20 protein-coding genes are annotated in these 22,863 nt (G+C 58.5%); 5 read left to right on the plus strand and 15 right to left on the minus strand.

Translation table 11 applies throughout. From position 1 onward, the window contains the following. Window positions 1–8: 8 nt before the first annotated feature. Entirely contained in the window at window positions 9–809 is an 801-nt protein-coding gene (gene yigL, locus ACSOSI_RS00850; protein WP_012004668.1) for a sugar/pyridoxal phosphate phosphatase YigL, read from the plus strand. 92 nt (window positions 810–901) lie between these two features. On the opposite strand, the gene ACSOSI_RS00855 is transcribed toward yigL, so the two are convergent. From ACSOSI_RS00855 to glpT, 9 genes are all read right to left on the minus strand, one after another. Further along, window positions 902–1,423 carry a helix-turn-helix domain-containing protein gene (locus ACSOSI_RS00855; protein WP_476706405.1) on the minus strand — a complete coding sequence of 174 codons (522 nt, stop codon included), beginning with the start codon at window positions 1,421–1,423 and terminating at the stop codon, window positions 902–904. Between the two features lie 27 nt (window positions 1,424–1,450). Further along, window positions 1,451–1,975, minus strand: coding sequence for a fimbrial protein (locus tag ACSOSI_RS00860; protein WP_476706406.1), 525 nt, complete (start codon window positions 1,973–1,975; stop codon window positions 1,451–1,453). Between the two features lie 14 nt (window positions 1,976–1,989). Further along, entirely contained in the window at window positions 1,990–2,673 is a 684-nt protein-coding gene (locus tag ACSOSI_RS00865; RefSeq protein WP_476706407.1) for a fimbrial protein, read from the minus strand. 350 nt (window positions 2,674–3,023) lie between these two features. Then, a complete protein-coding gene (locus tag ACSOSI_RS00870; RefSeq protein ID WP_476707234.1) occupies window positions 3,024–5,537 on the minus strand; it encodes a fimbria/pilus outer membrane usher protein in 2,514 nt (837 codons plus the stop codon). A 32-nt stretch (window positions 5,538–5,569) separates the two neighbouring features. After that, window positions 5,570–6,274: a fimbrial biogenesis chaperone gene (locus tag ACSOSI_RS00875; protein ID WP_476706408.1), complete on the minus strand. Its 705-nt coding sequence runs from the start codon at window positions 6,272–6,274 to the stop codon at window positions 5,570–5,572. Between the two features lie 54 nt (window positions 6,275–6,328). Then, window positions 6,329–6,877, minus strand: coding sequence for a fimbrial protein (locus ACSOSI_RS00880; protein WP_476706409.1), 549 nt, complete (start codon window positions 6,875–6,877; stop codon window positions 6,329–6,331). Window positions 6,878–7,295: 418 nt separating this feature from the next. Further along, entirely contained in the window at window positions 7,296–7,889 is a 594-nt protein-coding gene (locus tag ACSOSI_RS00885; RefSeq protein ID WP_476706410.1) for a tyrosine-type DNA invertase, read from the minus strand. 238 nt (window positions 7,890–8,127) lie between these two features. Then, window positions 8,128–9,207 carry a glycerophosphodiester phosphodiesterase gene (glpQ, locus tag ACSOSI_RS00890; protein ID WP_476706411.1) on the minus strand — a complete coding sequence of 360 codons (1,080 nt, stop codon included), beginning with the start codon at window positions 9,205–9,207 and terminating at the stop codon, window positions 8,128–8,130. 84 nt (window positions 9,208–9,291) lie between these two features. Further along, a complete protein-coding gene (glpT, locus tag ACSOSI_RS00895) occupies window positions 9,292–10,647 on the minus strand; it encodes a glycerol-3-phosphate transporter (RefSeq protein WP_012004670.1) in 1,356 nt (451 codons plus the stop codon). Window positions 10,648–11,012: 365 nt separating this feature from the next. Here glpT and glpA point away from each other — a divergent pair, with 365 nt between their 5' ends. The 3 genes from glpA to glpC are packed head-to-tail and all read left to right on the plus strand — an operon-like array spanning window position 11,013 to window position 15,113. Further along, on the plus strand, window positions 11,013–12,656 hold the full coding sequence (glpA, locus tag ACSOSI_RS00900; RefSeq protein WP_476706412.1) for an anaerobic glycerol-3-phosphate dehydrogenase subunit A: 1,644 nt from the start codon (window positions 11,013–11,015) through the stop codon (window positions 12,654–12,656). Further along, window positions 12,646–13,917 (plus strand): glycerol-3-phosphate dehydrogenase subunit GlpB, encoded by a 1,272-nt coding sequence (gene glpB / locus ACSOSI_RS00905; RefSeq protein WP_261132893.1) that lies wholly within the window; start codon window positions 12,646–12,648, stop codon window positions 13,915–13,917. Before glpA ends, glpB begins: the two co-directional genes overlap by 11 nt. Then, window positions 13,914–15,113: an anaerobic glycerol-3-phosphate dehydrogenase subunit GlpC gene (gene glpC, locus ACSOSI_RS00910; protein ID WP_476706413.1), complete on the plus strand. Its 1,200-nt coding sequence runs from the start codon at window positions 13,914–13,916 to the stop codon at window positions 15,111–15,113. Before glpB ends, glpC begins: the two co-directional genes overlap by 4 nt. A 35-nt stretch (window positions 15,114–15,148) precedes the next feature. Here the strand turns inward: glpC and ACSOSI_RS00915 are convergent, their stop codons facing one another. Together ACSOSI_RS00915 and ACSOSI_RS00920 are read right to left on the minus strand one after the other, a co-directional pair. Further along, a complete protein-coding gene (locus ACSOSI_RS00915; protein ID WP_012004674.1) occupies window positions 15,149–15,712 on the minus strand; it encodes a DcrB family lipoprotein in 564 nt (187 codons plus the stop codon). A gap of 135 nt (window positions 15,713–15,847) precedes the next feature. Then, window positions 15,848–16,513, minus strand: coding sequence for a 7-cyano-7-deazaguanine/7-aminomethyl-7-deazaguanine transporter (locus ACSOSI_RS00920; protein ID WP_012004675.1), 666 nt, complete (start codon window positions 16,511–16,513; stop codon window positions 15,848–15,850). Window positions 16,514–16,733: 220 nt separating this feature from the next. Between ACSOSI_RS00920 and tusA the strand changes: the two genes are divergently transcribed. After that, window positions 16,734–16,979 carry a sulfurtransferase TusA gene (tusA, locus tag ACSOSI_RS00925; RefSeq protein ID WP_012004676.1) on the plus strand — a complete coding sequence of 82 codons (246 nt, stop codon included), beginning with the start codon at window positions 16,734–16,736 and terminating at the stop codon, window positions 16,977–16,979. Here the strand turns inward: tusA and ACSOSI_RS00930 are convergent. The 4 genes from ACSOSI_RS00930 to ACSOSI_RS00945 form a co-directional block, all read right to left on the minus strand. Then, a complete protein-coding gene (locus ACSOSI_RS00930; RefSeq protein WP_476706414.1) occupies window positions 16,955–18,121 on the minus strand; it encodes a DUF4056 domain-containing protein in 1,167 nt (388 codons plus the stop codon). The genes tusA and ACSOSI_RS00930 overlap by 25 nt on opposite strands. Continuing rightward, window positions 18,121–19,257: an outer membrane protein assembly factor gene (locus ACSOSI_RS00935; protein WP_261099571.1), complete on the minus strand. Its 1,137-nt coding sequence runs from the start codon at window positions 19,255–19,257 to the stop codon at window positions 18,121–18,123. Before ACSOSI_RS00935 ends, ACSOSI_RS00930 begins: the two co-directional genes overlap by 1 nt. Then, entirely contained in the window at window positions 19,257–20,327 is a 1,071-nt protein-coding gene (locus tag ACSOSI_RS00940) for a hypothetical protein (protein WP_218218113.1), read from the minus strand. The genes ACSOSI_RS00935 and ACSOSI_RS00940 overlap by 1 nt, the downstream gene beginning before the upstream one ends. Window positions 20,328–20,480: 153 nt before the next feature. Then, on the minus strand, window positions 20,481–22,796 hold the full coding sequence (locus ACSOSI_RS00945) for a zinc/cadmium/mercury/lead-transporting ATPase (protein WP_419246410.1): 2,316 nt from the start codon (window positions 22,794–22,796) through the stop codon (window positions 20,481–20,483). Window positions 22,797–22,863 lie beyond the last annotated feature (67 nt).

Below are 22,863 nucleotides of genomic sequence, written 5' to 3' on the forward strand. Positions count from 1 at the left end.
TTACCGCTATGTATCACGTCGTCGCTTCCGATTTAGATGGCACGCTGCTGTCACCCGACCACACTCTGTCCCCTTACGCCAAAGAGACACTGAAGCTGCTGACCCAGCGTGGCGTACATTTTGTCTTTGCTACCGGTCGTCATCATATCGACGTTGCGCAGATCCGCGATAACCTCGAGATCAGCGCCTTTATGATCACCTCCAACGGCGCCCGCGTGCACAACACCGACGGCGAGCTGATTTTCAGCCATAACCTGGCCGAAGACATTGCCCGCGATCTCTACGGTATGCTGCATAACGATCCGGACATCACCACTAACGTTTATCGTAATGACGACTGGTTCATTAACCGCGAAAGTCCGGAGCAGAAAGAGTTCTTTCAGGAGTCCGTCTTCCAGTATCAACTTTTCGAGCCGGGCCTGCTGGAAACCGATGGCGTCTGCAAGGTGTACTTCACCTGCGACGATCATGAAAAGCTGTTGCCGCTGGAAGATGCCATCAATGCGCGTTGGGGCGATCGGGTTAACGTCAGCTTCTCGTTCCCAACCTGCCTGGAAGTCATGGCGGGTGGCGTGTCAAAAGGCCATGCGCTGGAAGAGGTGGCCAAGATCATCGGCTATACGCTGAAAGAGTGCATTGCCTTCGGCGACGGTATGAATGACCTGGAAATGCTGTCGATGGCCGGCAAGGGCTGCATCATGCGCGACGCGCACCAGCGGCTGAAAGACAAGCTGCCGGAGCTGGAAGTGATCGGCTCCAACGTCGATGACGCGGTGCCGCACTACCTGCGCAAGATGTTCCTGGGTTGATATGAACATTGAGATCAACCATCGGGTGACCTTTGGTTTTTCTCTTTGCATCTGGCGTGCCAGTAGTACGGGTTCTGGCTTACCTCGTTTCGTCATACTGCTGATTGTTGCTGCCCTGGTTTATCCGGCCACGCGCTCCAGTTGGCCAGCAGCGTCTGCGCCTGTCCGGGCGCCGACCTGAACAAGTCTACCGCACTGCATAACCTCAGTTTCTCCATCAGCCGCTGTTTCTGCAGGCTGATGGTTTTGATGCTTTTATGCTGCTCGCGGGCAATCGCGCCCACCGTTTTACCCTGCAGCAGGCCCGCCAGCACCCGATGCTCCCGTGGAGAGAGCGACTGCATTTGCTGAGGGGAGGCCTGCGGTAAAGGCGGACTCAGCAGGGCGGCCAGGGCATACAGCATGGCGTTGTTGTTCAGGCCCAGTTTTTCCATCGCCCGTTGCTTGTGGTTGCTGACGGTGCGGATATTGCGGTTGCGCCGTTGGGCAATGGCGGTCAGGTCCTGCCCGTTGAGCAGGGCCTGCAGCACCAGACGTTCGTTCGGCGTTAATTTCTCTGCCAGATGCGGGGGCAACAATACGGGGGATCTTGGGACGGTATCGGTTAACGGCATGGGCGTCTCCTGCAGGCAATGACTGCGTTAATTGCTGTACAAAATGGTGAAGGTAGCACTGGCATTGGCGCTGCCAGCGCTCACGGTGTCGCTGATGGCGATATAACGGGCGGTGAAGGCCAGTGATGAGACGCTGCCGGCACCGCCCTGGATCGCCATGGCCGCCGAGGGCTGCCCAAACCGCAGCACGGCGGCATTGGCATCCTGCAATTGAATGCCGACGCCGCCGGCAACGCCGCTGCCCGCCGTTAGCGCCAATACGCTGGTGTCACCGCTGACGGCGTTGCCGTCAAACCGCACCTGTACCTGGCTGATTTCCGCCGGGCAGTTTTTCAGCCGCAGGGTAAAGCGGGTGGCCGAGGCGGTGCTGCCCTTGCCCGCCAGGGCGCTTTGCGACAGGGTGACGAGCGGCACGTTCAGCGGATTGACCTCCGGCTGGCAGGCGGAAGAGAGTATCCGCCCGGTCACGTTGATGCTGGCGCTGTCGGCCAGGGCGGCGGCAGGCAGCAGCAACGCCAGCCCGGCCGCCATCAGGGGCTTGAAAAGGGTCATGCGCTTCTCCCGGTTTACTGGTAGGTGATATTCAGGGTGGCACTGCTGTTGGCCAGCCCGGCGCTGATGGCGGTTTGGGTCTGGTAATAGCGCGCGCTGAACGGTAGGGTTTCCTGACCGCCGGCGGAGGTTTTCAGCAGGATATTGTTGTTGAGCTTCAGCGGCACGCTGCCGTACAGCAGTTGCACCCCGACGCCTTTGGCGGTGCCGCTCTGCCCTGCGTTGGTCAGCGCCAGCACGCTGGTATCGGCGGTGTCCGCGTTTTGGCTGCCGGCCAGCGCGACGTTGATATTGGCGTCCTTGTCGCAGCTCAGGCCCAGATTGAAGGTTTTATCGCCAGCGGTGGTGGTGATGCCGGTGAATTGGGTGGCGGAGACGTCACCCAAGGGAACGCTGATGGTGGTGTTGGTGAGGGAGCAGGCGATTTTGGTGACGGTGCCGGTGATATAGATGGGGATTTCAGGTCCCCATACTGTTGGATATACGCCATCGCTTGATATGTATGCGCCAATTTTTCCTGATAAGGTGCCTGAACCAATATCCTCTGTTTTATAAAGTCGGATCCTGGCTTTCAGCGCCAGAGGCCAGCTCTCGCTCCCCTGGGAAGCATTAACCAACCTCCAGTTTTGCCCTCCCCAGCCGTTAATAGTATCCCCAATCCATCTCAGGCCTACCGCGCCACTCACTCCTATGGACATGGCCACTCCAGCTACATTGGAGGCAAACAGCGAGGCGCCTGAGGTATTTTTTTTGCCGGTATCGGACAGATACGATTTAATTCCCAGTCCGCTAGAACCAGTACCTTTGGAGCAATCGAACCCACCGTTAGCACCAACAATCTCCGGAGTTATGGGGGAATTTATCGGGACGTCTTTGAGTACGTTAATATTGCCGACATTTATTGTGATTGACGCGGGGTCACCCGTACAAAGAAGAGCAGCTTTGCTACCTGAACTATAAATTCCAAATATGATAGCACTTACCAGCAGGTGGACTCCCAATCGCGTATTTGGCTGTTTCATTTTCAATATTTTTATTATCTGAACGTTCATCGACAGATTCCCTCTATCTGCATGATGCCCCCAACAGGGGCTCCTGTGGGCAGCCGATAATTGACTCGGCAGGCGCCGCCGCTGCCGTTGCCCCATTTCACCCGCAGGCTGCCGCTGTCGGCCAGGCCGCTCAGGTACACCTGGCCGCCGTCGCCGACGATGCTACCCTGCGCCGCGCTCTGGTCTGCCTCGCTGACCGTGGCACCAAAGGGCACCGGGCGGCCATCGGCCTGGGTTAAGGTCATCAGCACCCGTGCGCCCACCTTGGCGATAAAGGTGGCGCGTACCAGCGCGCCCCGCGTCGGGGTGACCCGCTGGCTGTTCTGCTCAATCTCCGCGTCCGTCGGCAGCGTTTCCGGGTTCAGCGCCACGTTGCCGTTGCGGTACGGCGTCAGGTAAGGCACCAACGCGTAGCCGCGGTAGTCGGTGCGCACCCCGGTCTGGTTGCTCACGCTCACCCCCGGCGCGCCCGGGGCCGCCACCAGCGCGGCGGTTTCCCCCAGCGGCTGGCCCAGCGTAATGCCATTCTGGTGCGCCACCAGGCTGCCCTGCAGCCCGTAGTTCAGGCGTCGGTTGTATTTGTCGTAGCCGTAACCGGCAGCCACTTCGCCGTAGGTGCCGCGGTAATCCAGATTGCTGTTGCCGCCATAGCCCTGGCCCCGGCTACCGTAGGTCTGCTGCACGCCCCAGCTCAGGCTGTTGTCACGTAGCGCCACGCCGCTCAGCCCCAGATTGTGGCTGGTCGCCCCCCCTTTGGTGTTGTTGAGGCCGTAGTTGACCCAGGCGCTGTTGTTGTCCCACAGGTTCAGCGGCACGTTGAGGTTCAGCGCTATCTGCTGGTCGTTACTGCGGGTGGCGCCCTGGGTGTTGCGGTTGTAGTTCCAGTTGACGCCGTAACTGATGCCGCGCCAACTGTTGCTGTAGCCCAGCCCCAGTGACGCCAGGCTGCGCTCGCTGTTCCAGTAGTCTTCCCGTACCGCGCTCAGCGACAGGCTGCCTGCCTGCTGCCCCAGTTGCTGGTTCATGCTCAGTTCGGCCCGATTGCGCCGCCGCTCGTTCAGCCAGAACGGGGTGGCGCTGCTGCGCCAGCCGTCCAGCACTTCCGCCAGCGAGTAGAACCCCGCGGTGGAGTAACGGTAACCGGCGATGGCGAAGTTGGTGCCGGTCTGCACCAGATTCTTGCTGTAGCGTACCCGCCATGACTGGCCGGTGGCGCTGTCCTGGTCTTTCGGCTGGCTGCGCGACTGCGTCATGTCCACGGAGAACGCCCCCCAGTCGCCGAGGTTGTTGCCCAGCCCCAGTGCCGCCGACTGGTAGTGTTGCGCCGCCTGCACGCCGCCATACAGGGTGGTGTTCCACGGCAGGCCGTAAATCGCGGTGCCCTGCATCAGGGCGCTGTTGTCGACGTTGTTGTCATAGCTGCGGTACTGGCCGCCGGTCAGGCTGTATTTGAGCCGGCCTTCCCGCTGCAACACGGGCAGGGAGGCGAAGGGCACCACTAACTGTTGTTCGCTGCCATCGGCTTCTTTAATGGTGACCTGCAGGTCGCCGCTGCCGCCGGTGGGGTACATGTCGTTAATCACGAAGGCGCCGGGGGCCACAAAGGTGCGGTAGATTTCATAGCCGTTCTGGCGCACCACCACCTGGGCATTAGTGCGGGCGATGCCGCGAACCGAGGGTGCGTAACCGCGCAGGCTGTCGGGCAGCATCTCGTCATCCGAGGCCAGCTGCACGCCGCGAAAGGGCACGGCGTCAAACACCTCGGCCGGGGCATTGCTGTCGCCCAGGGTCAACTGGCTTTGCAGGCCAATCAGGTTGCGCTGCGCGTAGGTGTACACCGTGTCCCATTTATCCTGGCCGTCGCTGCTGCGGCTCCAGGTGGTGTAGTTGCGCAAGCGCCACGGACCGGCGTTCAGGCCGGGGCGCAGGTTGGCGAACTGGCTGTTGCTGTCGCCGCCCTGACCGCTGCCGCGGGCGGTGGTGTCCGCGCCGGTCAGGCTGTAATTGAGTATCAGCGCCGGGATACCCTCGTCCCATTGTGACGACGGCACATAGCCGCGCGGTTGCGGCGTCATGGCCGCCTGGGGAATGCTCAGCAACAGCTGCTGCTGACTGAAACGCAGCTGCGCCGACGCCTGGGGAATGGCCGTCAGAGTGGCGCAATGGCTGTCTGCGTTGCCGAGGGCCGGGAACAGGGCGGTCCGTACCCCCCAGCCGGCCAGGTCGGCCACGCTCAGGCAGGGTTGCAGGCCGCCTGGCCCGGCGCTGAAGGTGACCATGCGGGTCTCGGTCAGGCGTTCGTTGAGCAGGATATCCACCCGATAGGTGCCGGGGGGCTGTCCGCCGGCGTCTTCAAACACCGACAGGTCGGTCTGGCTTTGGCGGGCGTCGCCCTGCTCCAGCAGGGCCGGGTTGAAATAGTCCCGCGCCTGTACCGCCGGCGACAACGCCAGTGCGGTCAGTATCATCATCCTCAGCGGTTTTATTCCTGTCGTCCGTTGTTGCTGCATCGCATGCTCCTTGCTTGCGTCGCCGTAACCGGTTAACCGGCCACGGTGCCATTCAGCCATTGCCCCGCGCCGCCGAAATCGTTCAGCAACCGCCAACTGACCTCACGTCCGTTGCCCGGCAGGGTCAGGGTCGCGCGGCTGAACGGGGCCACGTAGGTGGCGTCTTTCACCGGCTGGCCATTGACCTTGATACCCTGAAAGTTCATGTAAAACGGCGTGGGGTTGCTGACCTCCAGCTTGCCCGCCACCCGGCGCCAGGTCAGTTGACCGCCGACGCTCTCCGGCTGGCGGCCGCTCAGGGCCTTCGGGCGGAAAATCAGTTTGATGCGCGTCTTGATGGCGATTTGCAGCGTGTTGTCCTGGCGCACGGCCGAGGGAATGGCTTTGACATTCAGCCAGTACAGCGTTTCCCGGTCTTCGGGCAACGCGCCGCCGACCCGAACCACGCGCAGGACGTTTTGCTGCCCTCCGTCGAGGCGAAACAGCGGCGGGGTCAGGATGAAGGGGGCCTTGTTCTCGTCGGTCCGGGCGGTTTCGACCCAGGACTGGATAAGGTAAGGCGAGGCGTCCGGGTTGCTGACGGTCAGGGAACTCTCTTTTTTGTCGCCCTCGTAGACCAGGCGGGTGGCGCCGACCACCACGCCGGCCTGCGTCGGCAAGCTGGTCGTCAACACGCCGGCCATCAGCGCGGCGGTCATCAGAACACGGCGATAGCGTGCAGTGAGCCGATAGGTCATGGCATTGTCTCCGGCAGGAAAAGGGGCAGCAGCAGCTGCCGCCCCAGAGTGGTATCAGTTGTAGTTGATGGTGAAGCTGGCGGTAGAGTTGGCCGTCCCGGCGCCCACGGTCGCGGCCGTGGCAATGTAGCGGGCGGTGAAGTCCAGGTTGTTGGTGACGTCTTTGGTGGTGTCGGTGGCATCGCCCAGCGCCAGGGTATAGCTGGTCGAGTTGGTGGCCAGCGGCAGTACTGCACCGCTCTTGTCGGAGAGCTGGATGCCGACGCCGGTGGCGGCACCGGCACCGCCGGTCAGGGCCAGTATCTTGTCGTCACCGCCGGCGGCGATACCGTCGAATTTCACGGTTGCCGTGGTGGCCGTCGGGCAGGTTTTCAGTTGCAGGCTGAATTTGGAGGCGGCACTGGTGGTGCCGGCACCGCTGAAGGAGGTGGTGCTGATTTTCCCCATCGGGACGGCCAGGGTGGTGGAGCCGCCCATATCGACCTTACAGGCGGTGGCGCTGATGGAGCCGGTGAAGTTGACGGTACCGTCTGCGGCCAGGGCAGAAGACAGGGACAGCGCGGTGGTGGCGAGCAGTGCAGTGGCGAGCAGTGTCTTTTTCATTGATAAATTCCTTTCAACATGTGTTCCACACATAAAAATCCATTAACCCTTTGAAAAGGTTGTTCCTTTTGGTCTGTCTCGGTGCGTTGCCCGTTGGAAAAAAGGTAACATTTTGAGCCAAAGTGTTACTTTTTACATATTGTTCTAAAAGTCAGGGTAAACAGAGAAGATGTCAGGAGATAACACCAGGGACGGTGTTTTAATTATGTGTTTATCTGGGTGAATGGTGGTCAATGAACGGGGTGGGTAAAAATCACGCAGGGCGCTGGGCGAAACCGGGTTTTTATCCGGAAAGGAACGCCTTAACGGAGTGGGATATATCTTACTGATAATGTGATGTTTATTCTGGGGATGAAAAAAATACGGCGGCGGTATTGACTTCTTTTCGGGTAATTCTTAGTTTATGTGTCAGTTTGGCTCAAAGTGTTACATTTTTTTGGCTTTTTTCCTCCCATAAGTACCTGAATCTCCCGGCATTGGCGGCGGTGTACAACACCGTGTGTTGAATGTTGCGATGCCCCAGATAATCCTGAATCACCCGCGTATCCGCGCCGTTATCCGCCAGCGCATAGCCACAGGCATGACGCAGCATGTGCGGGTGCGCCTCGACCTCCAGCCCGGCCCGCCGGCCATACTCACGCAGCATACGAAAGATACGCTGGCGCGACAGGCGATAGCCCTTTTGTGACAGAAACAGCCAGTCCTGGTCGTCCAGGTTGCGGCAGAATTGGCGTTTTTCCAGCCAGCGCTGCAACAGGTGTTTCTCGGTGGTTTCCAGCGGGTGGGTGGTGGACAGGCCGTTTTTGAGGCGGCTGATGTAAAGGCAACCGTCGTCCATATCGAGGTCGGCGAGGCGCAAGCCGGTGAGTTCGCTGACGCGACAGCCATGAATGAAACCCATCCAGATCAGGCAGGTGTCACGCTCGGGCGCCCGGCCGGCGGCGGCTTGCAGCAGCAGACGCCCGACTTCACCCCGGGTGAGGTGCTTGCGGTGCTGTTGTGATTTGATCACGGTATTCTCCTCGAAAAGAAACGGCCGGCGGGTGCCGACCGTTGTCTGTCACAGACAGAGTGGGGGGGAGTATAGCCTAACGCGGTGTATCGGCAGTCAGGGGACGAATAAAGATGAGGAGCAGGAGAATAAGCCGATCACCCGTCTGCTAATGCCAGCGGAAGTTAAGCTTGATGGAATAACCTCCGGGCTGTTGCTCATCTTTTTCGTATTGCGCCAGGCGGCACCCTTTATCTGATTACTTGTGCTGGCCCTGCTTTTGCAGGAATTGCACGCCCTTGTCAGGGAAGTCGGTGAACACGCCGTCAACGCCCGCCTGGTTGTAAATCACGTCATACAGTTGATTCACGTTGGTCACGTAGTCCGGCAGCGCATCCGCACGGATGGTGAAGGGGTGCACCGCCAGCTTGTTGGCATGGGCTTCTTTCACCATGTCGGTCAGCACTACCTTGCCCGGCTTGGATTTCTCCGCCACCACCAGCATGTGGTAGTCCGGCCCGATGCCGTCGGCATACTGGGCAATCTGCTTCATCGCGCCCGGCTTGAACATCCAGTCATAGTCATATTCCACCCACTTGCCGTCGGCCTTCTGCTCATAGGTTTCCTGCCATTTGTTGTAGGCGATTAGTTGGATCAGCTTCAGATCCATGCCCATCTTCGGTTCCAGCTCGGTTTTAATGCGTTTCAGCTCGTTGGCGTCGAAGCATTGCAGATAAACGTTGTCACCCTTGCCGGTATAACCGTACTGCTTCAGCACCGCCAGCACTTTGCTGGAAATATCCTTGCCTTCCTGCTTGTGGAACCATGGCGCTTTGATTTCCGGATAAATACCGATGTTCTTGCCGGTTGAATGGTTCAGGCCCTGCACAAACTCGATCTCTTCCTGGAAGGTATGGACGCGGAAATCGGATTTGCCCATCGGGAAACGACCAGGGTAACCCTGCACTTTTTTACCGTTCTCAATCTCGAAGCCTTCGGTGAACTTCAACGATTTAATTTCCAGCAGGGTAAAGTCGATGGCGTAATAGCGGCCGTCTTTACGTGCGCGGTCCGGGAAACGTTCGGCGACGTCGGTGACGCGGTCGAGGTAGTGGTCATGCAACACCACCAGCTCGTTGTCCTTGGTCATCACCAGATCCTGCTCGAGGAAGTCTGCACCCTGCGCGTAGGCCATGGCCTTCGCCGGCAGCGTGTGTTCCGGCAGATAGCCGCTGGCGCCACGGTGGGCGATCACCACCTTGTCGGCAGCCTGTGCGGCGCTGACCATTGAGGTGGCCAGGATAATCCCTGTCAGCAGGGCTTTGACTTGAGTCCGCATTCTGTTGTTCTCCATATTGTAGGGGCAGGGGGTAATAAAAAGGCCGCGGTGCGGCCTTTAAATAATGCGAAAGTGGTATGACGCTTAACCGCGTTTGTTGGCAGCGATTTCCGCGTGGTGTTTTTTCTCACTCAGCATGGTCAGTAACAGCAGAACTACTGCACCGACGCTACCGCCGATCATCACCATAAAGCCGCCGTCCCAACCGAAGTAGTCAACGGTGTAGCCGACGATGGCGCTGGCTGCGACAGAGCCGCCCAGATAACCGAACAGACCGGTGAAGCCCGCCGCGGTACCGGCCGCTTTCTTCGGCGCCAGTTCCAGTGCGTGCAGACCGATCAGCATCACCGGCCCGTAAATCAGGAAGCCGATGGTGATCATGCAGGCCATATCGATGCCAGGGTTACCGACCGGGTTGAGCCAGTAAACTACGGTGGCGATGGTGACCAGGGTCATGAAGAACACGCCGGTGGCGCCACGGTTGCCCTTGAACACCTTGTCCGACATCCAGCCGCACAGCAGGGTGCCCGGAATACCGGCATATTCGTACAGGAAATAGGCCCAGGAAGACTTATCCAGCGTGAAGTGTTTCACTTCTTTCAGGTAGGTCGGTGACCAGTCCAGGATGCCGTAACGCAGCAGGTAAACGAACACGTTGGCCACGGCGATGTACCACAGCAGCTTGTTCGGCAGGATGTACTGCATGAAGATTTGCTTGGCAGTCAGCTCTTCTTCCGCTTTCTCGCTGTAGTCGTCCGGATAATCGTTTTTGTATTCTTCGATCGGCGGCAGGCCACAGGATTGCGGAGTATCACGCATCAGGGCAAAGGCGATCAGAGCCACCAGGATGGCGCCGAAGGCCGGCATATACAGCGCTGCATGCCAGTCGTTGAACCAGGCCATGCCCAGCAGGAACAGCAGTGGCGGCAGACCGCCACCCACGTTATGGGCACAGTTCCAGACCGAAACGATGCTGCCGCGCTCTTTCTGCGACCACCAGTGCACCATGGTACGGCCACATGGCGGCCAGCCCATTCCCTGGAACCAACCGCACAGGAACAGCAGCACGAACATGACCGCGATGCTCGAAGTCGCCCATGGCACGAAGCCCATGAACAGCATCACCGCGGCAGCCAGGATCAGGCCGGCGGGCAGGAACACGCGCGGGTTGGAGCGGTCAGAAACCGACCCCATGATGAATTTGGAAAAACCGTAGGCGATGGAAATACCGGACAGCGCGAAACCGAGGTCACCGCGGCTGAAGCCCTGGTCGATCAGGTAAGGCATGGCCAGGGTGAAGTTCTTGCGCACCAGGTAGTAGGCGGCATAACCGAAGAAAATCCCCATAAAAATCTGCCAGCGCAATTTACGGTACAGCGGGTCGACTTTGTCGACCGGCACACGGGAAATGTGTGCTGCCGGCTTAAAAATACTCAACATGAGCGCCTCCGATGGCTTTATCTAGTTATCACATCAATATGACCTTTTACGTTCATTTGATGATTGAGCGGATATCGAATGTGGTGTTTTTTTGTTCCATAACGAGCGTCATCCTAGTCAAAACAGCCTGGTGTCGCTGTGATGGATGGCGCAATTGTTACACTTTTATGAAACACCGGCGGATTTTGAGCGATTCGTTAACGTTATGAAATAGAAAAACGCCTAAAAATCGTGATTATGATCACATTCATGGTTTTTTGTGGACATTTGGTTTTCGTTTTGAGTTCGTTATTGTTCCTTATCAAACAAAGACCCCAATGACTGTGGCTCAATAGGCTAATAATCACGGATCCTGAGAGAGCCTCATGAGCAGCCATTCACCGGATAACGAAACGGATGTGATCATTATTGGCGGCGGCGCGACCGGTGCGGGCATTGCTCGTGACTGCGCGCGTCGTGGCCTGCGTTGCATACTGCTGGAGCGTCACGATATTGCCACCGGTGCCACTGGCCGTAACCACGGGCTGCTGCACAGTGGAGCACGCTATGCGGTGACCGACGGTGAGTCGGCGCGTGAATGCATAGAAGAAAACCAAATCCTCAAGCGTATTGCGCACCACTGCATCGAACGTACCGATGGGCTGTTTATTACGCTGCCGCAGGATTCGCTGGACTATCAACAACAGTTTATTGCCTCCTGCCACAGCGCCGGTATCAACGCCGAAGCGATCGACCCACAGCTGGCGCTGCGTCTGGAGCCGGCGGCCAACCCGGCTCTGATCGGTGCGGTTCGCGTGCCGGACGGCACTGTCGATCCTTTCCGTCTCACTGCCGCCAATATGCTAGACGCCCGTGAGCACGGTGCGCAGATCCTCACCTATCATCAGGTGGTCGGTTTGCTTCGCTCGGGTGATCGCGTTACCGGGGTGCGCGTTTTCGACCATCAATCTGCACAGCGCTACGATATTCATGCCGAAGTGGTGGTCAATGCCGCGGGCATCTGGGGCCAGCAGATAGCGGAATATGCCGATCTGCGCATTCGCATGTTCCCGGCCAAGGGCGCTTTGCTGATCCTCGGCCACCGCATCAACAACATGGTGATCAACCGCTGCCGCAAACCGGCGGACGCCGACATTTTGGTGCCGGGCGACACCATCTCGGTGATTGGCACCACCTCCACCCATATTGACTATGACCAGATCGACAACATGCTGGTGACGCCGCAGGAAGTGGACATTCTGATCCGCGAGGGGGCGCTGCTGGCACCGGAGCTGGCGCAGACGCGTATTCTGCGCGCCTATGCCGGTGTGCGCCCATTGGTAGCCAGTGACGACGACCCCAGCGGCCGCAACGTCAGCCGCGGCATCGTGCTGCTCGATCACGCCAGCCGCGACGGCCTGGAAGGCTTTATCACCATTACCGGCGGCAAGCTGATGACCTACCGGCTGATGGCGCAGTGGGCGACCGATAAAGTGTGCGAAAAGCTCGGAATCGACAGCCCCTGTACCACCGCGCAGGAAGCCTTGCCCGGTTCGCGGCAGTCGGCGGAGGAAACGGTGCGCAGCGTGGTTTCCCTGCCTGCCAGCATTCGCGGTTCGGCGGTTTATCGCCACGGCGACAGGGCCAGTCAGGTACCGGCCGGCGATCGGCTGGATAACAGCCTGGTGTGCGAATGCGAAGCGGTGACCGCCGGTGAAGTGCGCTATGCGGTAAATTCCCTCACCGTTAATAACCTGGTCGATCTGCGCCGCCGCACCCGCGTCGGCATGGGCACCTGCCAGGGGGAGCTTTGCGCCTGCCGTGCCGCCGGGCTGTTGACGCGTTTTAACGTCACCACCCCGCAGCAGTCTATCGATCAGCTATCGCATTTCCTTAACGAGCGTTGGAAAGGGGTAAGACCGATCGCCTGGGGCGATGCGCTACGTGAAAGTGAGTTTACCAGCTGGGTTTATCAGGGATTGTGCGGGCTCGATGCCCGGAAGGAACAGGAGGCCGATGATGCGATTTGACGTAGTGGTGATTGGCGGTGGCCTGGCAGGCATGAGCTGTGCCATTCGATTGGCAGAGCAAGGCAAGCGCTGCGCCGTGGTCAGTTCTGGCCAAAGCGCACTCTATTTTTCATCCGGATCGCTTGATCTGCTGGCGCAGCTGCCCGACGGCACCCTGGTGGAATCACCGTTGATGGCGCTACCGGCACTTGAGCTGCAAGCGCCACGGCATCCTTATGCGCTGATCGGCGCTGAACGGGTGGCCGCACTGTCAGATGATGCGGCTCTGCTGTTGCAACGCTGCGGCTTGAGCCTGCAAGGCAGCAATGAGCGTAATCATCTGCGGGTGACTCCGCTGGGTACGCGCCGGGCCACCTGGCTTAGTCCTCAGGCTATTCCGGTCACGCCGTTGGACGGCGAACTAGCGTGGAAAAATATCGCGGTGATCGGCATTGAAGGATTTTTGGATTTTCAGCCACAGCTGGCCGCCAGTTCCCTGATACAGACGCTGGGCATCAAGGCGGAAGTGGCTTATATGCATTTGCCGGCGCTGGATCGGCTGCGTAACAACCCCAGTGAGTTCCGGGCGGTGAATATCGCCAGAGTACTGGATCTGCCGGAAAACCTGACGCCGATGGCAGAAGAAATGCGCCGGTTGGCCGGTGATGCCGAGGCGATTTTCCTGCCTGCCTGTCTGGGGCTGGAAGATGATAGCGCACTGGCCGCGTTGCAGGCTGCGGTGGGTAAACCGATTCTGCTGTTACCGACGTTGCCGCCTTCGGTTCTGGGTATGCGCCTGCATCAGGCGCTGCGTTCGCGTCTGCAGCAACTGGGCGGCGTTTTTATGCCGGGTGACAGCGTACTGCGGGCAGATATCGAAGCCGGGCGAGTCACTGGCCTCTATACCCGCAACCATACCGATATTCCATTGCTGGCGCAGCAGGTGGTGCTGGCCAGCGGCAGCTTCTTCAGCAACGGGCTGGTGGCGGGCTTCGACGGCATACGTGAACCGGTGTTTGGGCTGGATGTCGACAGCCGTGCGGATCGCGCAGACTGGAGCGATCGCAATCTGTTTGCTCCGCAACCCTATTTGCAATTTGGGGTACGTACCGATAACCGACTGCGTGCCTTAAGGCAGGGGGAGCCATTGAGCAACCTGTATGCCATCGGCGCAGTGACCGGCGGCTATGATCCCCTGCAGCAGGGCTGCGGTGCGGGTGTTTCGCTGATTGGGGCGCTGTACGTCGCGCAACAGATTGCGGCACAGGAGGAGCGTCCATGAGCCGGCATAAAGACAACAGTTTTGAGAATTGCATCAAATGTACCGTCTGTACCACCTATTGTCCGGTAGCCAAGGTGAATCCGCTCTATCCGGGGCCAAAACAGGCGGGGCCGGACGGTGAGCGCCTGCGACTGAAAGATCCGGCGCTGTATGATGAGGCGCTGAAATATTGCACCAACTGCAAACGCTGTGAGGTGGCCTGTCCGTCCGACGTCAAAATCGGCGACATCATTCAGCGCGCCCGCGCCGACTTTGCCCAGAGCAAGCCCACTCTGCGTGACGCTATCCTCAGCCATACCGATCTCATGGGCTCGCTGTCGACGCCGTTTGCACCGATTGTTAATGCCGCTACCGGGCTTAAACCGGTGCGTGCCCTGCTCGACAAGGCGCTGAAGATTGATCATCGCCGCGAACTGCCCAAATACTCGTTCGGTACCTTCCGCCGCTGGTACCGTCAGCAGGCGCAGGCCCAACGGCGTTATGCCGAGCAGGTCGCGTTCTTCCACGGCTGCTTCGTTAATTACAACCATCCGCAACTGGGCAAGGATTTGATCAAGGTCTTTAATGCGATGGACATCGGCGTGCAGTTGCTTAAGCGGGAGAAATGCTGCGGCGTACCGCTGATCGCCAACGGTTTTATCGCCCAGGCCAGGAAACAGGCCAAAGTGAACGCCGAATCGCTGCACGAGACGGTGTTGGAGCGGGGTATCCCGGTCGTGGCAACCTCATCGAGCTGTACTTTTACCCTGCGTGATGAATACCCGCACCTGCTGGACGTGGACACCTCGGCGGTGCGTGAACGGGTGGAGCTGGCGACGCGCTATCTGTACCGCCTGATCAATCAAGGGCGCCAGCTGCCGTTGAAGCACACGCCGCTGCGGGTGGCCTATCATACGCCATGCCATATGGAAAAAATGGGCTGGACCGCCTATACGCTGGAGCTGTTGCGGCAGATACCGGGGCTGGAACTGGTGGTGCTGGACTCGCAGTGCTGCGGTATTGCCGGCACCTATGGTTTTAAATCGGAGAACTATGAGACATCGCAGGGCATTGGGGCGTCGCTGTTCCGCCAGATAGAGGAGAGCGGGGTCGATTTGGTGGTGACTGACTGCGAAACCTGCAAATGGCAGATCGAGATGTCGACCAGCAAGCGCTGCGAACATCCGATCACCCTGCTGGCGCAGGCATTGGCTTAAGGGCGCAGCAGTTGTGTACTGCGCCCCGGAAAAGTTTATTGCTTCAGTTTCAGCGTTTTGATGATGCCTTCGGCCTCGCTCTGCGCCTGCTGCTGGTTATCCGCCGGCAGCGTCACCTGAATGGTCAGCATGTTGTTGTCCAGCGTGCCGATCAGGATAGAGGAGTAGGCTTTCTCGCCGCCGCTGGTGATGATGCTGTCCAACTGACGCAGCGGAACACCGTTAACGTCGATGGCTTTGTTGGTAATCACCTGCAGGTTGGCGTCGCGCGAGCGCTGGGTATCTTCCAGACGCTTGCTCAGGGTTTCCAGGCTGTCGGCCGTTTTATCGCCGAGGATCACGATCAGTGCACGCTGGCCGGTACTGTCGGCGTAAACGTGCATGTTGTTCGCCTGATTACCCAACTTGCCGCTTTGGTCCGCCATGCCCGCCGGCAGGGTGAACGCCAGCTTGCCATCCAGCAAGCTTACCTGTTGCCCGGCTGGGGCGCTGGCTGCGGCATCGCCTGCCGATGCCTTGGTGTCTTTGGTTTCGCCGTCACAGGCCGCCAGGCCAAGCACTAATAGGCTGATACCCATCAATTTTGCTACTTTACGCATTGGGCTTCCTTCTTCCTTTCAGGTAGGGGTTCTCTCACGTATCGCAACCTATTCCAGGGTGAAATGCAAGCAGAGGTTGTCATGGCGGATGGTGATGGCGGCCTCCGGGGGGCTGGCCGCCAATAATAACATGGGTCAGCCGGGTTGCAGGCTGCCGTCGTTCTGGCGGGCGGCAATGCGCTTAAGCAGCATATTCAGCAGTACGCCGTACATCGGCAGGAAGAACAGCAAGCAGATCAGTACCTTGAAGCTGTAATCCACCAGCGCGATTTCAACCCAGTTGTTAGCCATAAAGGCGTCGCTGCTCTTGTAGAACGCAATAAAGAAGAACGACAGGGTATCGCTGATGTTACCGAGGAACATGGCGGCGGCAGGAGCGACCCACCAGGCGCTGCGCTGACGCAGGCGATTGAAAACGTGGACGTCGAGGATCTGACCGAGCACATAAGCCATAAAGCTGGCGACGGCGATACGGGCGACAAACAGATTAAAGCTGCCCAAGGCGGCAAAGCCCTGCCATTCGCCCTGATAGGTCACGGTGGAGATCACGTACGAAATGAACAACGCCGGTACCATCACCGAAAGAATGATGCGTCGCGCCAGCGGAGCGCCGAAAATACGCACCGTCAGATCGGTCGCCAGGAAGATAAACGGAAAGGTAAAAGCACCCCAGGTGGTATGAAAGCCGAAAATGGACATCGGTAACTGCACCAGGTAGTTACTGGAGGTAATGATGACAATATGGAACAGCGATAGCCAGACCAACGCGGTAAGGCGCTGCCGAGCAGTAAACGAATACATGTTGTAGCCTTTTTAATAGTGGGGTGAGGGAACCCAGAATGTCTTTTCTGCGCCGAGAAATAAGCGTCGCGGCCGCATGATACGCGTTTGCGCAACCAATGCAATGGTTAAATTTAACGCAAACGTTAACGCATCTTGCACAGAAAAACTACCGGCGTAAACTATGCGCTAATGAGATGTGGCGAGCGTTCGCCGATCGTTTTCGACCGAGAAAAATTGCATGACTGACTTATTTGCCCAGGCCGACCAGACGCTTGATGCGCTGGGGCTGCGTTGTCCTGAACCGGTAATGATGGTGCGCAAAACCGTGCGCCATATGGATAACGGTGAAACTCTGCTGATCATCGCTGACGATCCGGCTACCACCCGCGACATTCCGGGGTTCTGCCGCTTTATGGAACACACGCTGGTGGCGCAGGAAACCGACACCGCGCCTTACCGCTATTTGTTGCGCAAAGGCGTTTGACGTTTATCACCGCCTGTTTGCCTGGCGTTTTGTAATATTTGCTGTGCGTCTGCTGCGCGAGCATGTAATGCCAGGCCATTGAAATCCTGTGGGCGGTAATAGTGGGCGGGTGCCGGAAGATGGCGCATGTCATCCGTCGGCCAGAGTTGCAGCTCGCCCAGACTGGCCAGACTGAACCCCTGAAGCTGTAGCGGTAACGTTAGGCGCTGTGGGGCGGTCTTTTCGAACGGGGGCAGCGCAGGCAGGCGATTGCTTCCGGTGGCGTAATCCCGTTTTAACACCAAAAACTTCTCCGGCACCCGGCGATGGCTGTCCCACCAGTCGCCGTCAATACCGTCAAACTGCCGCTGGGTCGCCGCGATGGATACCGCGCCAAGCTGGTGCAGAGCCTGAGGGAGCAGCCTCTCCATGGCGCTGTTGTAGGCAGTGAGAGAAACCGCCTGTCCTTGCAAAATTGCATCGATCGCCAGCCGTGCCCCCAGCAGATTGGAATACAAATCTTCCGGCGAAAAAGCCGAGACCTCCTCAGAAAACCCCGGCACGGAACGGTAGCCATACCACTGTGCAATCTCATGCCATGCCGCCATTTGAAAGGCGATCTCTCCTGCCAAATAGGCCGCCAGCGTATAGCGCTGTGCTGCATCCTGAGGTGGGCTAAAGGCGTTAAGCTGTATGCGACGCGTTGCCAGCTCAGGGCTAAGGTCGATATGCCACTGCTGACCCAATCGGGGTAGCAGTTGGCTGAAAAGGAAAAGGGTATTGTCGGCGGTATCACGGACGTGGGCGATATCGATAAACCCTCCCCGGTGGGTGTAGATCAAGCCCAATTGCTCACTGCCAATGCCCAGCAAGTTGCTGATGGCGTTGAAAGCGCTGTCGTTATAGTGATGGGTGCCAAGCCGGTCGGCATCCACCAGGTTACCTAATTGATAAAGCGGCACGGGAATACCCCAGGCTTGCGCTTTGAGGTTATAGCCAAAGGCGCAGCAGGGGCGCAAACCTCCCGGTGGTGGCAGTGGCGCGGCCACCGGCCAGGCAATTTGGCTTTCACCGACGGGATGCGAAGTGATCAGCGTTTCCAACGGTTTGGCGGGCAGCGAGAGGGGCAACAACAGAAAAAATAGCAGTGCAACAGAACGCATTAAAAAGCTTCCCCAACCTGAAAGTAAAATCCGCTGCTTCCACGCCCGACGCCAAAATCGAGCCGTACGTTCATTTTCGGTTTGAATTCAAAACGGTAACCCGCTCCCAGCGTAGGCAACCAGGGACCACGGCCCAGATCGCCGGCCTTGCTGCTTAGCGTTCCGGCACCGGCCCACAGCACGTACCCGTGCCGCCAGTTCAGCTTGCGACGATACTCGACCTGGCTACTGAACACATTCCTGTCGCGATAGCGGCCTTGATAATAGCCACGCATTCGTTGGTCGTCCCCCAGCTCAGACAGCCTGTCCCAGGGGACCTCGCCAGTGGTCAGGCGGCTGAAGGCATCCAACGCCAGCACGCTTTTCGCACTCAAACTGTGGTAGGCATTGTATTGGCCTTCAACGGCATTGAAACGGCTGTCACCGCCCAATTCCGGTGCAAAATAAGTGTCGCTCAGGCGAAAAAACTGACCCCGACTGGCATTGGAAACGAAATCACGGGTGTCGTAACTCAGCGAACCGCTGACTCCTGAGCTCAGTGAGGACACACCGGCGTTTTGGGCCCTTAGCAGGCTGCTGTCACCCTCATCGGGATCGCTGGCGTGAGTTGAGGAAAAGTCCCAGCCGATTCCTGCGTAGGTAGCGCTGGCAATGCGGTACAACAGCTGTGGCGCTATCTGGAATGACTGTTGAGTGTACTTTTCCTTGTTCCCCTCGTTATGCCCAGCCTGGTAGCCGGTGCCCCAGAAATAGGTGGGCATATTATTGAGAGAGCCGTCGGCAAAGAAGCGCCATTGGTCGTCAGCGAAAAAACTGTGGTTTTGGAAACCGACGCCAAAGGCCCCCGTCGAGCTGACAAAGCCTTTTAACGCCAGCGTCGAATTTTGGCTGACGTTGTCGTGGCTGTCCGGCCGATAGATCCCAACGATAGCGGTACCGAGGCCAAGACCGAGTTCGGGAGTATAAAACGGGCCAGGCAAGACACCCCAATCGATGGCTTTGCTGCTGTCGAAACGGTTGTCAGACCCCAGAGGGGCCAACATTTCATCTACTTGCTGACGTGACAATAAAGCGGCATCAACACCGGGCAACAGGACTAACAAGGCCAGGGGTAAACTGCGGGTAAATATCGCCATCAGAAGCGATATTCACCGGAAACCATGAAACTGTTGCGTTGGCTAAAGCCAAACTCGGTCAACACGTTGAAGTTTCGTGTGATCTCATATTGCGTGCCAACCAGGACATTCCATGGGGATTGCAGATGCTGCTTAACCTCGAAACGACCTTCGCCTTTCTGATTGGCCAGGGCCATCAGCGACTGCAGTTCTGCCGGCATTCTTAGATCAGACAGGCTGCCTTTGAACTCTTGCTGGACGTCCTGATACATGGTGCCGACCCAGAGGTTTAGATGACTCTGCCCACTGATACCTGGCACCAGGAAACGGTAACCTACGCGGGGTGACACCGTCAGCGCGGAAATCTGGCCGTCGAGGATATCGAAACTGGTACGGGTGTAGTTGGTATCGACCGAGGCGAACCAGTTGTCATATCCCCCGACTATTGTGGCACCCGCGCCGTAAGTGGTGCCCTTAAAATCAAGTTTGAAATCCAGATCGCGCAGTGTCCCTTGCTTATTCATGCCGTGTACGACATTGGCGATGATTTTTTCCATCATTTCTGAATGTTGGCTGGGATCGGCATCAACGGAGACCTGGGACAAAGAACTGCCTTTGGTATGGCCGACGATGCCGTAAACATTGAGGAACGGCAGCACCCAGGTATCCAGACGCATGGTTTCCGTTTTGCTCTGTTCGCGAGTTTTGCCCACATCGATTTTGAACAAATTTGACGGCAGATTGAATGTATCCCAACCCAAACCGGTAAAGTTGATGCTATCGACTTCTATATTCTGCCGCATGTTCATGTAATTGACGCCGATGCCAAAGGGTTCCGGCAGGTCATAGCCGCGAGCTCGCGCTTCATCGCCCCAAATGGGCAGCAGGCGATGCTCTGGTTGGGGCTGGGATTTTTCGGCGGTTACTGCTGTATGGCTGGCGGCGGGTAGCACCCCTTGGGTAAATGGGGGGCGCTGGGCCTGGTCGATCAACTGTTGCGTACTGTCGGTTTCAGGCTGCTGTGCAAAGCTCAGGGGAGAGAGCAGGGTCATTGGAACAAATAACAGGTAGGTATAATTAAAGTTTTTCATATTTAGGCTCTTGGCATTTAAGGGTGGGGCATCCTTGACGGTCCCGTCATGCAAGTGCGCGAGAATATAGTAAAACCCTACAGTTAATAGTGCATAAAATGCGTCACATCATGCGCCCTGTAGTCTGGCGCATGATGTGGTTTTCATAGGGTATTATTGACGTTTCTTCAGCAGCCGCAGGGCATTGGCGGTGACCAGCGCGGTGGCGCCGGAGTCTGCCAGCACCGCCAGCCACAGCCCGGTCAGCCCCAGCAGGGTGGTGATCAGAAATACCCCTTTCAGCCCCAATGCAATGGTGATGTTCTGCCGAATATTGGCGTGCGTCGCGCGTGAGATGCGGATCATTTCCGCCACGCCCACCAGCCGGTTATGGGTCAGCGCTGCATCGGCGGTTTCCAGCGCCACGTCGGTGCCGCTGCCCATCGCGATACCGATGCTGGAGGCTTTCATCGCTGGCGCATCATTGATACCGTCGCCGATCATTGCCGTTGGGCGCAGTTCACTCAGTTCGGTCACCGCACGCACTTTATCTTCCGGCAGCAGCCCGGCACGGTAATCCAGCCCCAGCTCAGTGGCAATCGCCGCCGCCGCACGCGGGTTGTCACCGGTTAGCATCACTCCATTGATCCCTAATGCTTTCAGTTCGGCAATCGCCTGTTTGGCATCGCTACGCAGCGTGTCGCGCAGCGCCAACAGGCCAATCGGCACGCCGTCTTCCAGCACCACCACCGCCGTTTTACCGGCGTTTTCCAGCTGTTCCACCTGATTGACAGCCTGCTGATTGAGCAGGCCTGCGGCCAACTTGGCCGGCGCACTGATCAGCAGGGTTTTGCCGTCGATAACGCCCTCTACCCCAACGCCTGCCAGCGCGCGGCGACCCTGTGCCAGTGGCAGAGGCGCGCCATACTGCTCGGCACGGTTGATAATCGCTTGCGCCAGCGGGTGATGGGAACCGGCCTCGACGGCCGCGGCCAGCGTCAGCAACTGCTGTTCGCTGATGCCGTTGAGCGGCAGCACATCGGTCACCGTCGGTTTACCTTCGGTCAGCGTGCCGGTTTTATCGAAGGCGATGGTTTGCACCTGGCCCAATTGTTCCAGTGCCGCGCCGCCTTTAATCAACGCACCACGTCGGGTAGCGGCTGCCAGCCCGGAGGTGATCGCCGCCGGGGTAGAGATCACCAGCGCACAAGGACAACCGATCAGCAGCAAAGTCAGGCCGCGATAAATCCAGACATCCCAGGGCTGTGCATACAGCAACGGTGGCACCAGGATCACCGCGATGGCCAGCAGCATAATGGCTGGGGTGTAGTAACGGCTGAAACGGTCGAGGAAACGTTCGATCGGCGCACGGCGCTCTTCGGCTTCTTCAATCAGTTGCAGAATGCGGTCGATGGCGTTTTTGCCCGGCTCGGAAATGACCTTCATCTGCGCGGCCTGATCGACCGACAAACTGCCCGCCGCGACTTTCTGCCCCTGTTGACGTTCGACCGGCACCGACTCGCCGGTCAGGGCGCTTTCGTCGAAGCTGGCAAACGGGTTGAGCAGTTCGGCATCGGCCGGCAGGCGGCCACCGGGTGCAATTTCAATCACATCGCCGGGGCGCAGGCTGGCAACCGGCACGCGTTTGCGCTCCGTGCCCTGCAGCAGCAGAGCGTCTTCCGGCACCAGTTCCATCAGTGCCTTCACACCACGGCGTGCGCGGTTGGCTGCGTAAGACTCCAGCATCTCGCCAACCATAAACAGCAGCAACACCATCGCCGCCTCGGCGGTGGCACCGATAAACAACGCACCAATGGCCGCGACGCTCATCAGGGTTTCGATGGCAAACGGCGTGCCGGAGCGGATCAGGCGTACCGCCTTGGTGGCAACCGGAGCCAGACCCACCAGCGTGGTGGCGATAAAGGCAATGCGGCTCAGTTCAGGGTTGACCATGCTGAGCGCCCAACTGACGATCATCAGCGTGGTGAGCAGCAGCAGTGGACCAAACTCCCCGAGGCGCGATGTTTTTGGCTGGTCGGCTTGGGAGGTCTGGGTGCCGAGCAGGGTGAAACCGGCTTGTTTCACCGCGTCCTGAATGCGCAGGCTGATATCGGATTGAGCATCGACCACCAGTTTTTCGGTGGCGAACAGCACACGAGCATTATCGACGCCTGGGAGCGCGGTTACGGCATTTTCAATTTTTTTGGCACAGCTTGGGCAGTCCATGCCGGTGACTTTCCAGCTGTAGCGCCGGCTGCCGGAGAGAGGGGCGGCAGCCAGCCTGTCGCTTTCCTCATCCGGATCTTCATGACCGTCAGTGTTGCACCCGCCGGCACCGTGATCGTGCGTGTGGGCATGCCCACTATGGCTGTCGGCACTTTGCTTTTCACTGCTGCAGCCGTGCTGGGTTTTGCTGTGGCTGTGGTTGCAACCGCAGCCGCCTTCCGCATGGTGATGTTCCTGATGATTATGCTTTTCATGGTTAGTCATAGCGTCCCCCTCCGGGCCGTTAATGAAGTTCATTGGGCAGACTCTACACCCTGGAGTCAACTCCAGA

The sequence above is a fragment of the Serratia sp. AR11 genome (assembly GCF_056376275.1).

Excerpts from the sequence above, each read along its gene's own strand:
- ACSOSI_RS00855 (WP_476706405.1), bottom strand. The coding sequence starts at position 1,423 with ATGCCGTTAACCGATACCGTCCCAAGATCCCCCGTATTGTTGCCCCCG.
- yigL (WP_012004668.1), top strand. The coding sequence starts at position 9 with ATGTATCACGTCGTCGCTTCCGATTTAGATGGCACGCTGCTGTCACCC.
- ACSOSI_RS00940 (WP_218218113.1), bottom strand. The coding sequence starts at position 20,327 with ATGAAAAACTTTAATTATACCTACCTGTTATTTGTTCCAATGACCCTG.
- ACSOSI_RS00870 (WP_476707234.1), bottom strand. The coding sequence starts at position 5,537 with ATGCAGCAACAACGGACGACAGGAATAAAACCGCTGAGGATGATGATA.
- glpA (WP_476706412.1), top strand. The coding sequence starts at position 11,013 with ATGAGCAGCCATTCACCGGATAACGAAACGGATGTGATCATTATTGGC.
- glpT (WP_012004670.1), bottom strand. The coding sequence starts at position 10,647 with ATGTTGAGTATTTTTAAGCCGGCAGCACACATTTCCCGTGTGCCGGTC.
- ACSOSI_RS00875 (WP_476706408.1), bottom strand. The coding sequence starts at position 6,274 with ATGACCTATCGGCTCACTGCACGCTATCGCCGTGTTCTGATGACCGCC.
- glpB (WP_261132893.1), top strand. The coding sequence starts at position 12,646 with ATGCGATTTGACGTAGTGGTGATTGGCGGTGGCCTGGCAGGCATGAGC.
- ACSOSI_RS00865 (WP_476706407.1), bottom strand. The coding sequence starts at position 2,673 with ATGTCCATAGGAGTGAGTGGCGCGGTAGGCCTGAGATGGATTGGGGAT.
- ACSOSI_RS00860 (WP_476706406.1), bottom strand. The coding sequence starts at position 1,975 with ATGACCCTTTTCAAGCCCCTGATGGCGGCCGGGCTGGCGTTGCTGCTG.
- ACSOSI_RS00920 (WP_012004675.1), bottom strand. The coding sequence starts at position 16,513 with ATGTATTCGTTTACTGCTCGGCAGCGCCTTACCGCGTTGGTCTGGCTA.
- glpQ (WP_476706411.1), bottom strand. The coding sequence starts at position 9,207 with ATGCGGACTCAAGTCAAAGCCCTGCTGACAGGGATTATCCTGGCCACC.
- tusA (WP_012004676.1), top strand. The coding sequence starts at position 16,734 with ATGACTGACTTATTTGCCCAGGCCGACCAGACGCTTGATGCGCTGGGG.
- ACSOSI_RS00915 (WP_012004674.1), bottom strand. The coding sequence starts at position 15,712 with ATGCGTAAAGTAGCAAAATTGATGGGTATCAGCCTATTAGTGCTTGGC.
- glpC (WP_476706413.1), top strand. The coding sequence starts at position 13,914 with ATGAGCCGGCATAAAGACAACAGTTTTGAGAATTGCATCAAATGTACC.
- ACSOSI_RS00945 (WP_419246410.1), bottom strand. The coding sequence starts at position 22,796 with ATGACTAACCATGAAAAGCATAATCATCAGGAACATCACCATGCGGAA.
- ACSOSI_RS00935 (WP_261099571.1), bottom strand. The coding sequence starts at position 19,257 with ATGGCGATATTTACCCGCAGTTTACCCCTGGCCTTGTTAGTCCTGTTG.
- ACSOSI_RS00930 (WP_476706414.1), bottom strand. The coding sequence starts at position 18,121 with ATGCGTTCTGTTGCACTGCTATTTTTTCTGTTGTTGCCCCTCTCGCTG.
- ACSOSI_RS00880 (WP_476706409.1), bottom strand. The coding sequence starts at position 6,877 with ATGAAAAAGACACTGCTCGCCACTGCACTGCTCGCCACCACCGCGCTG.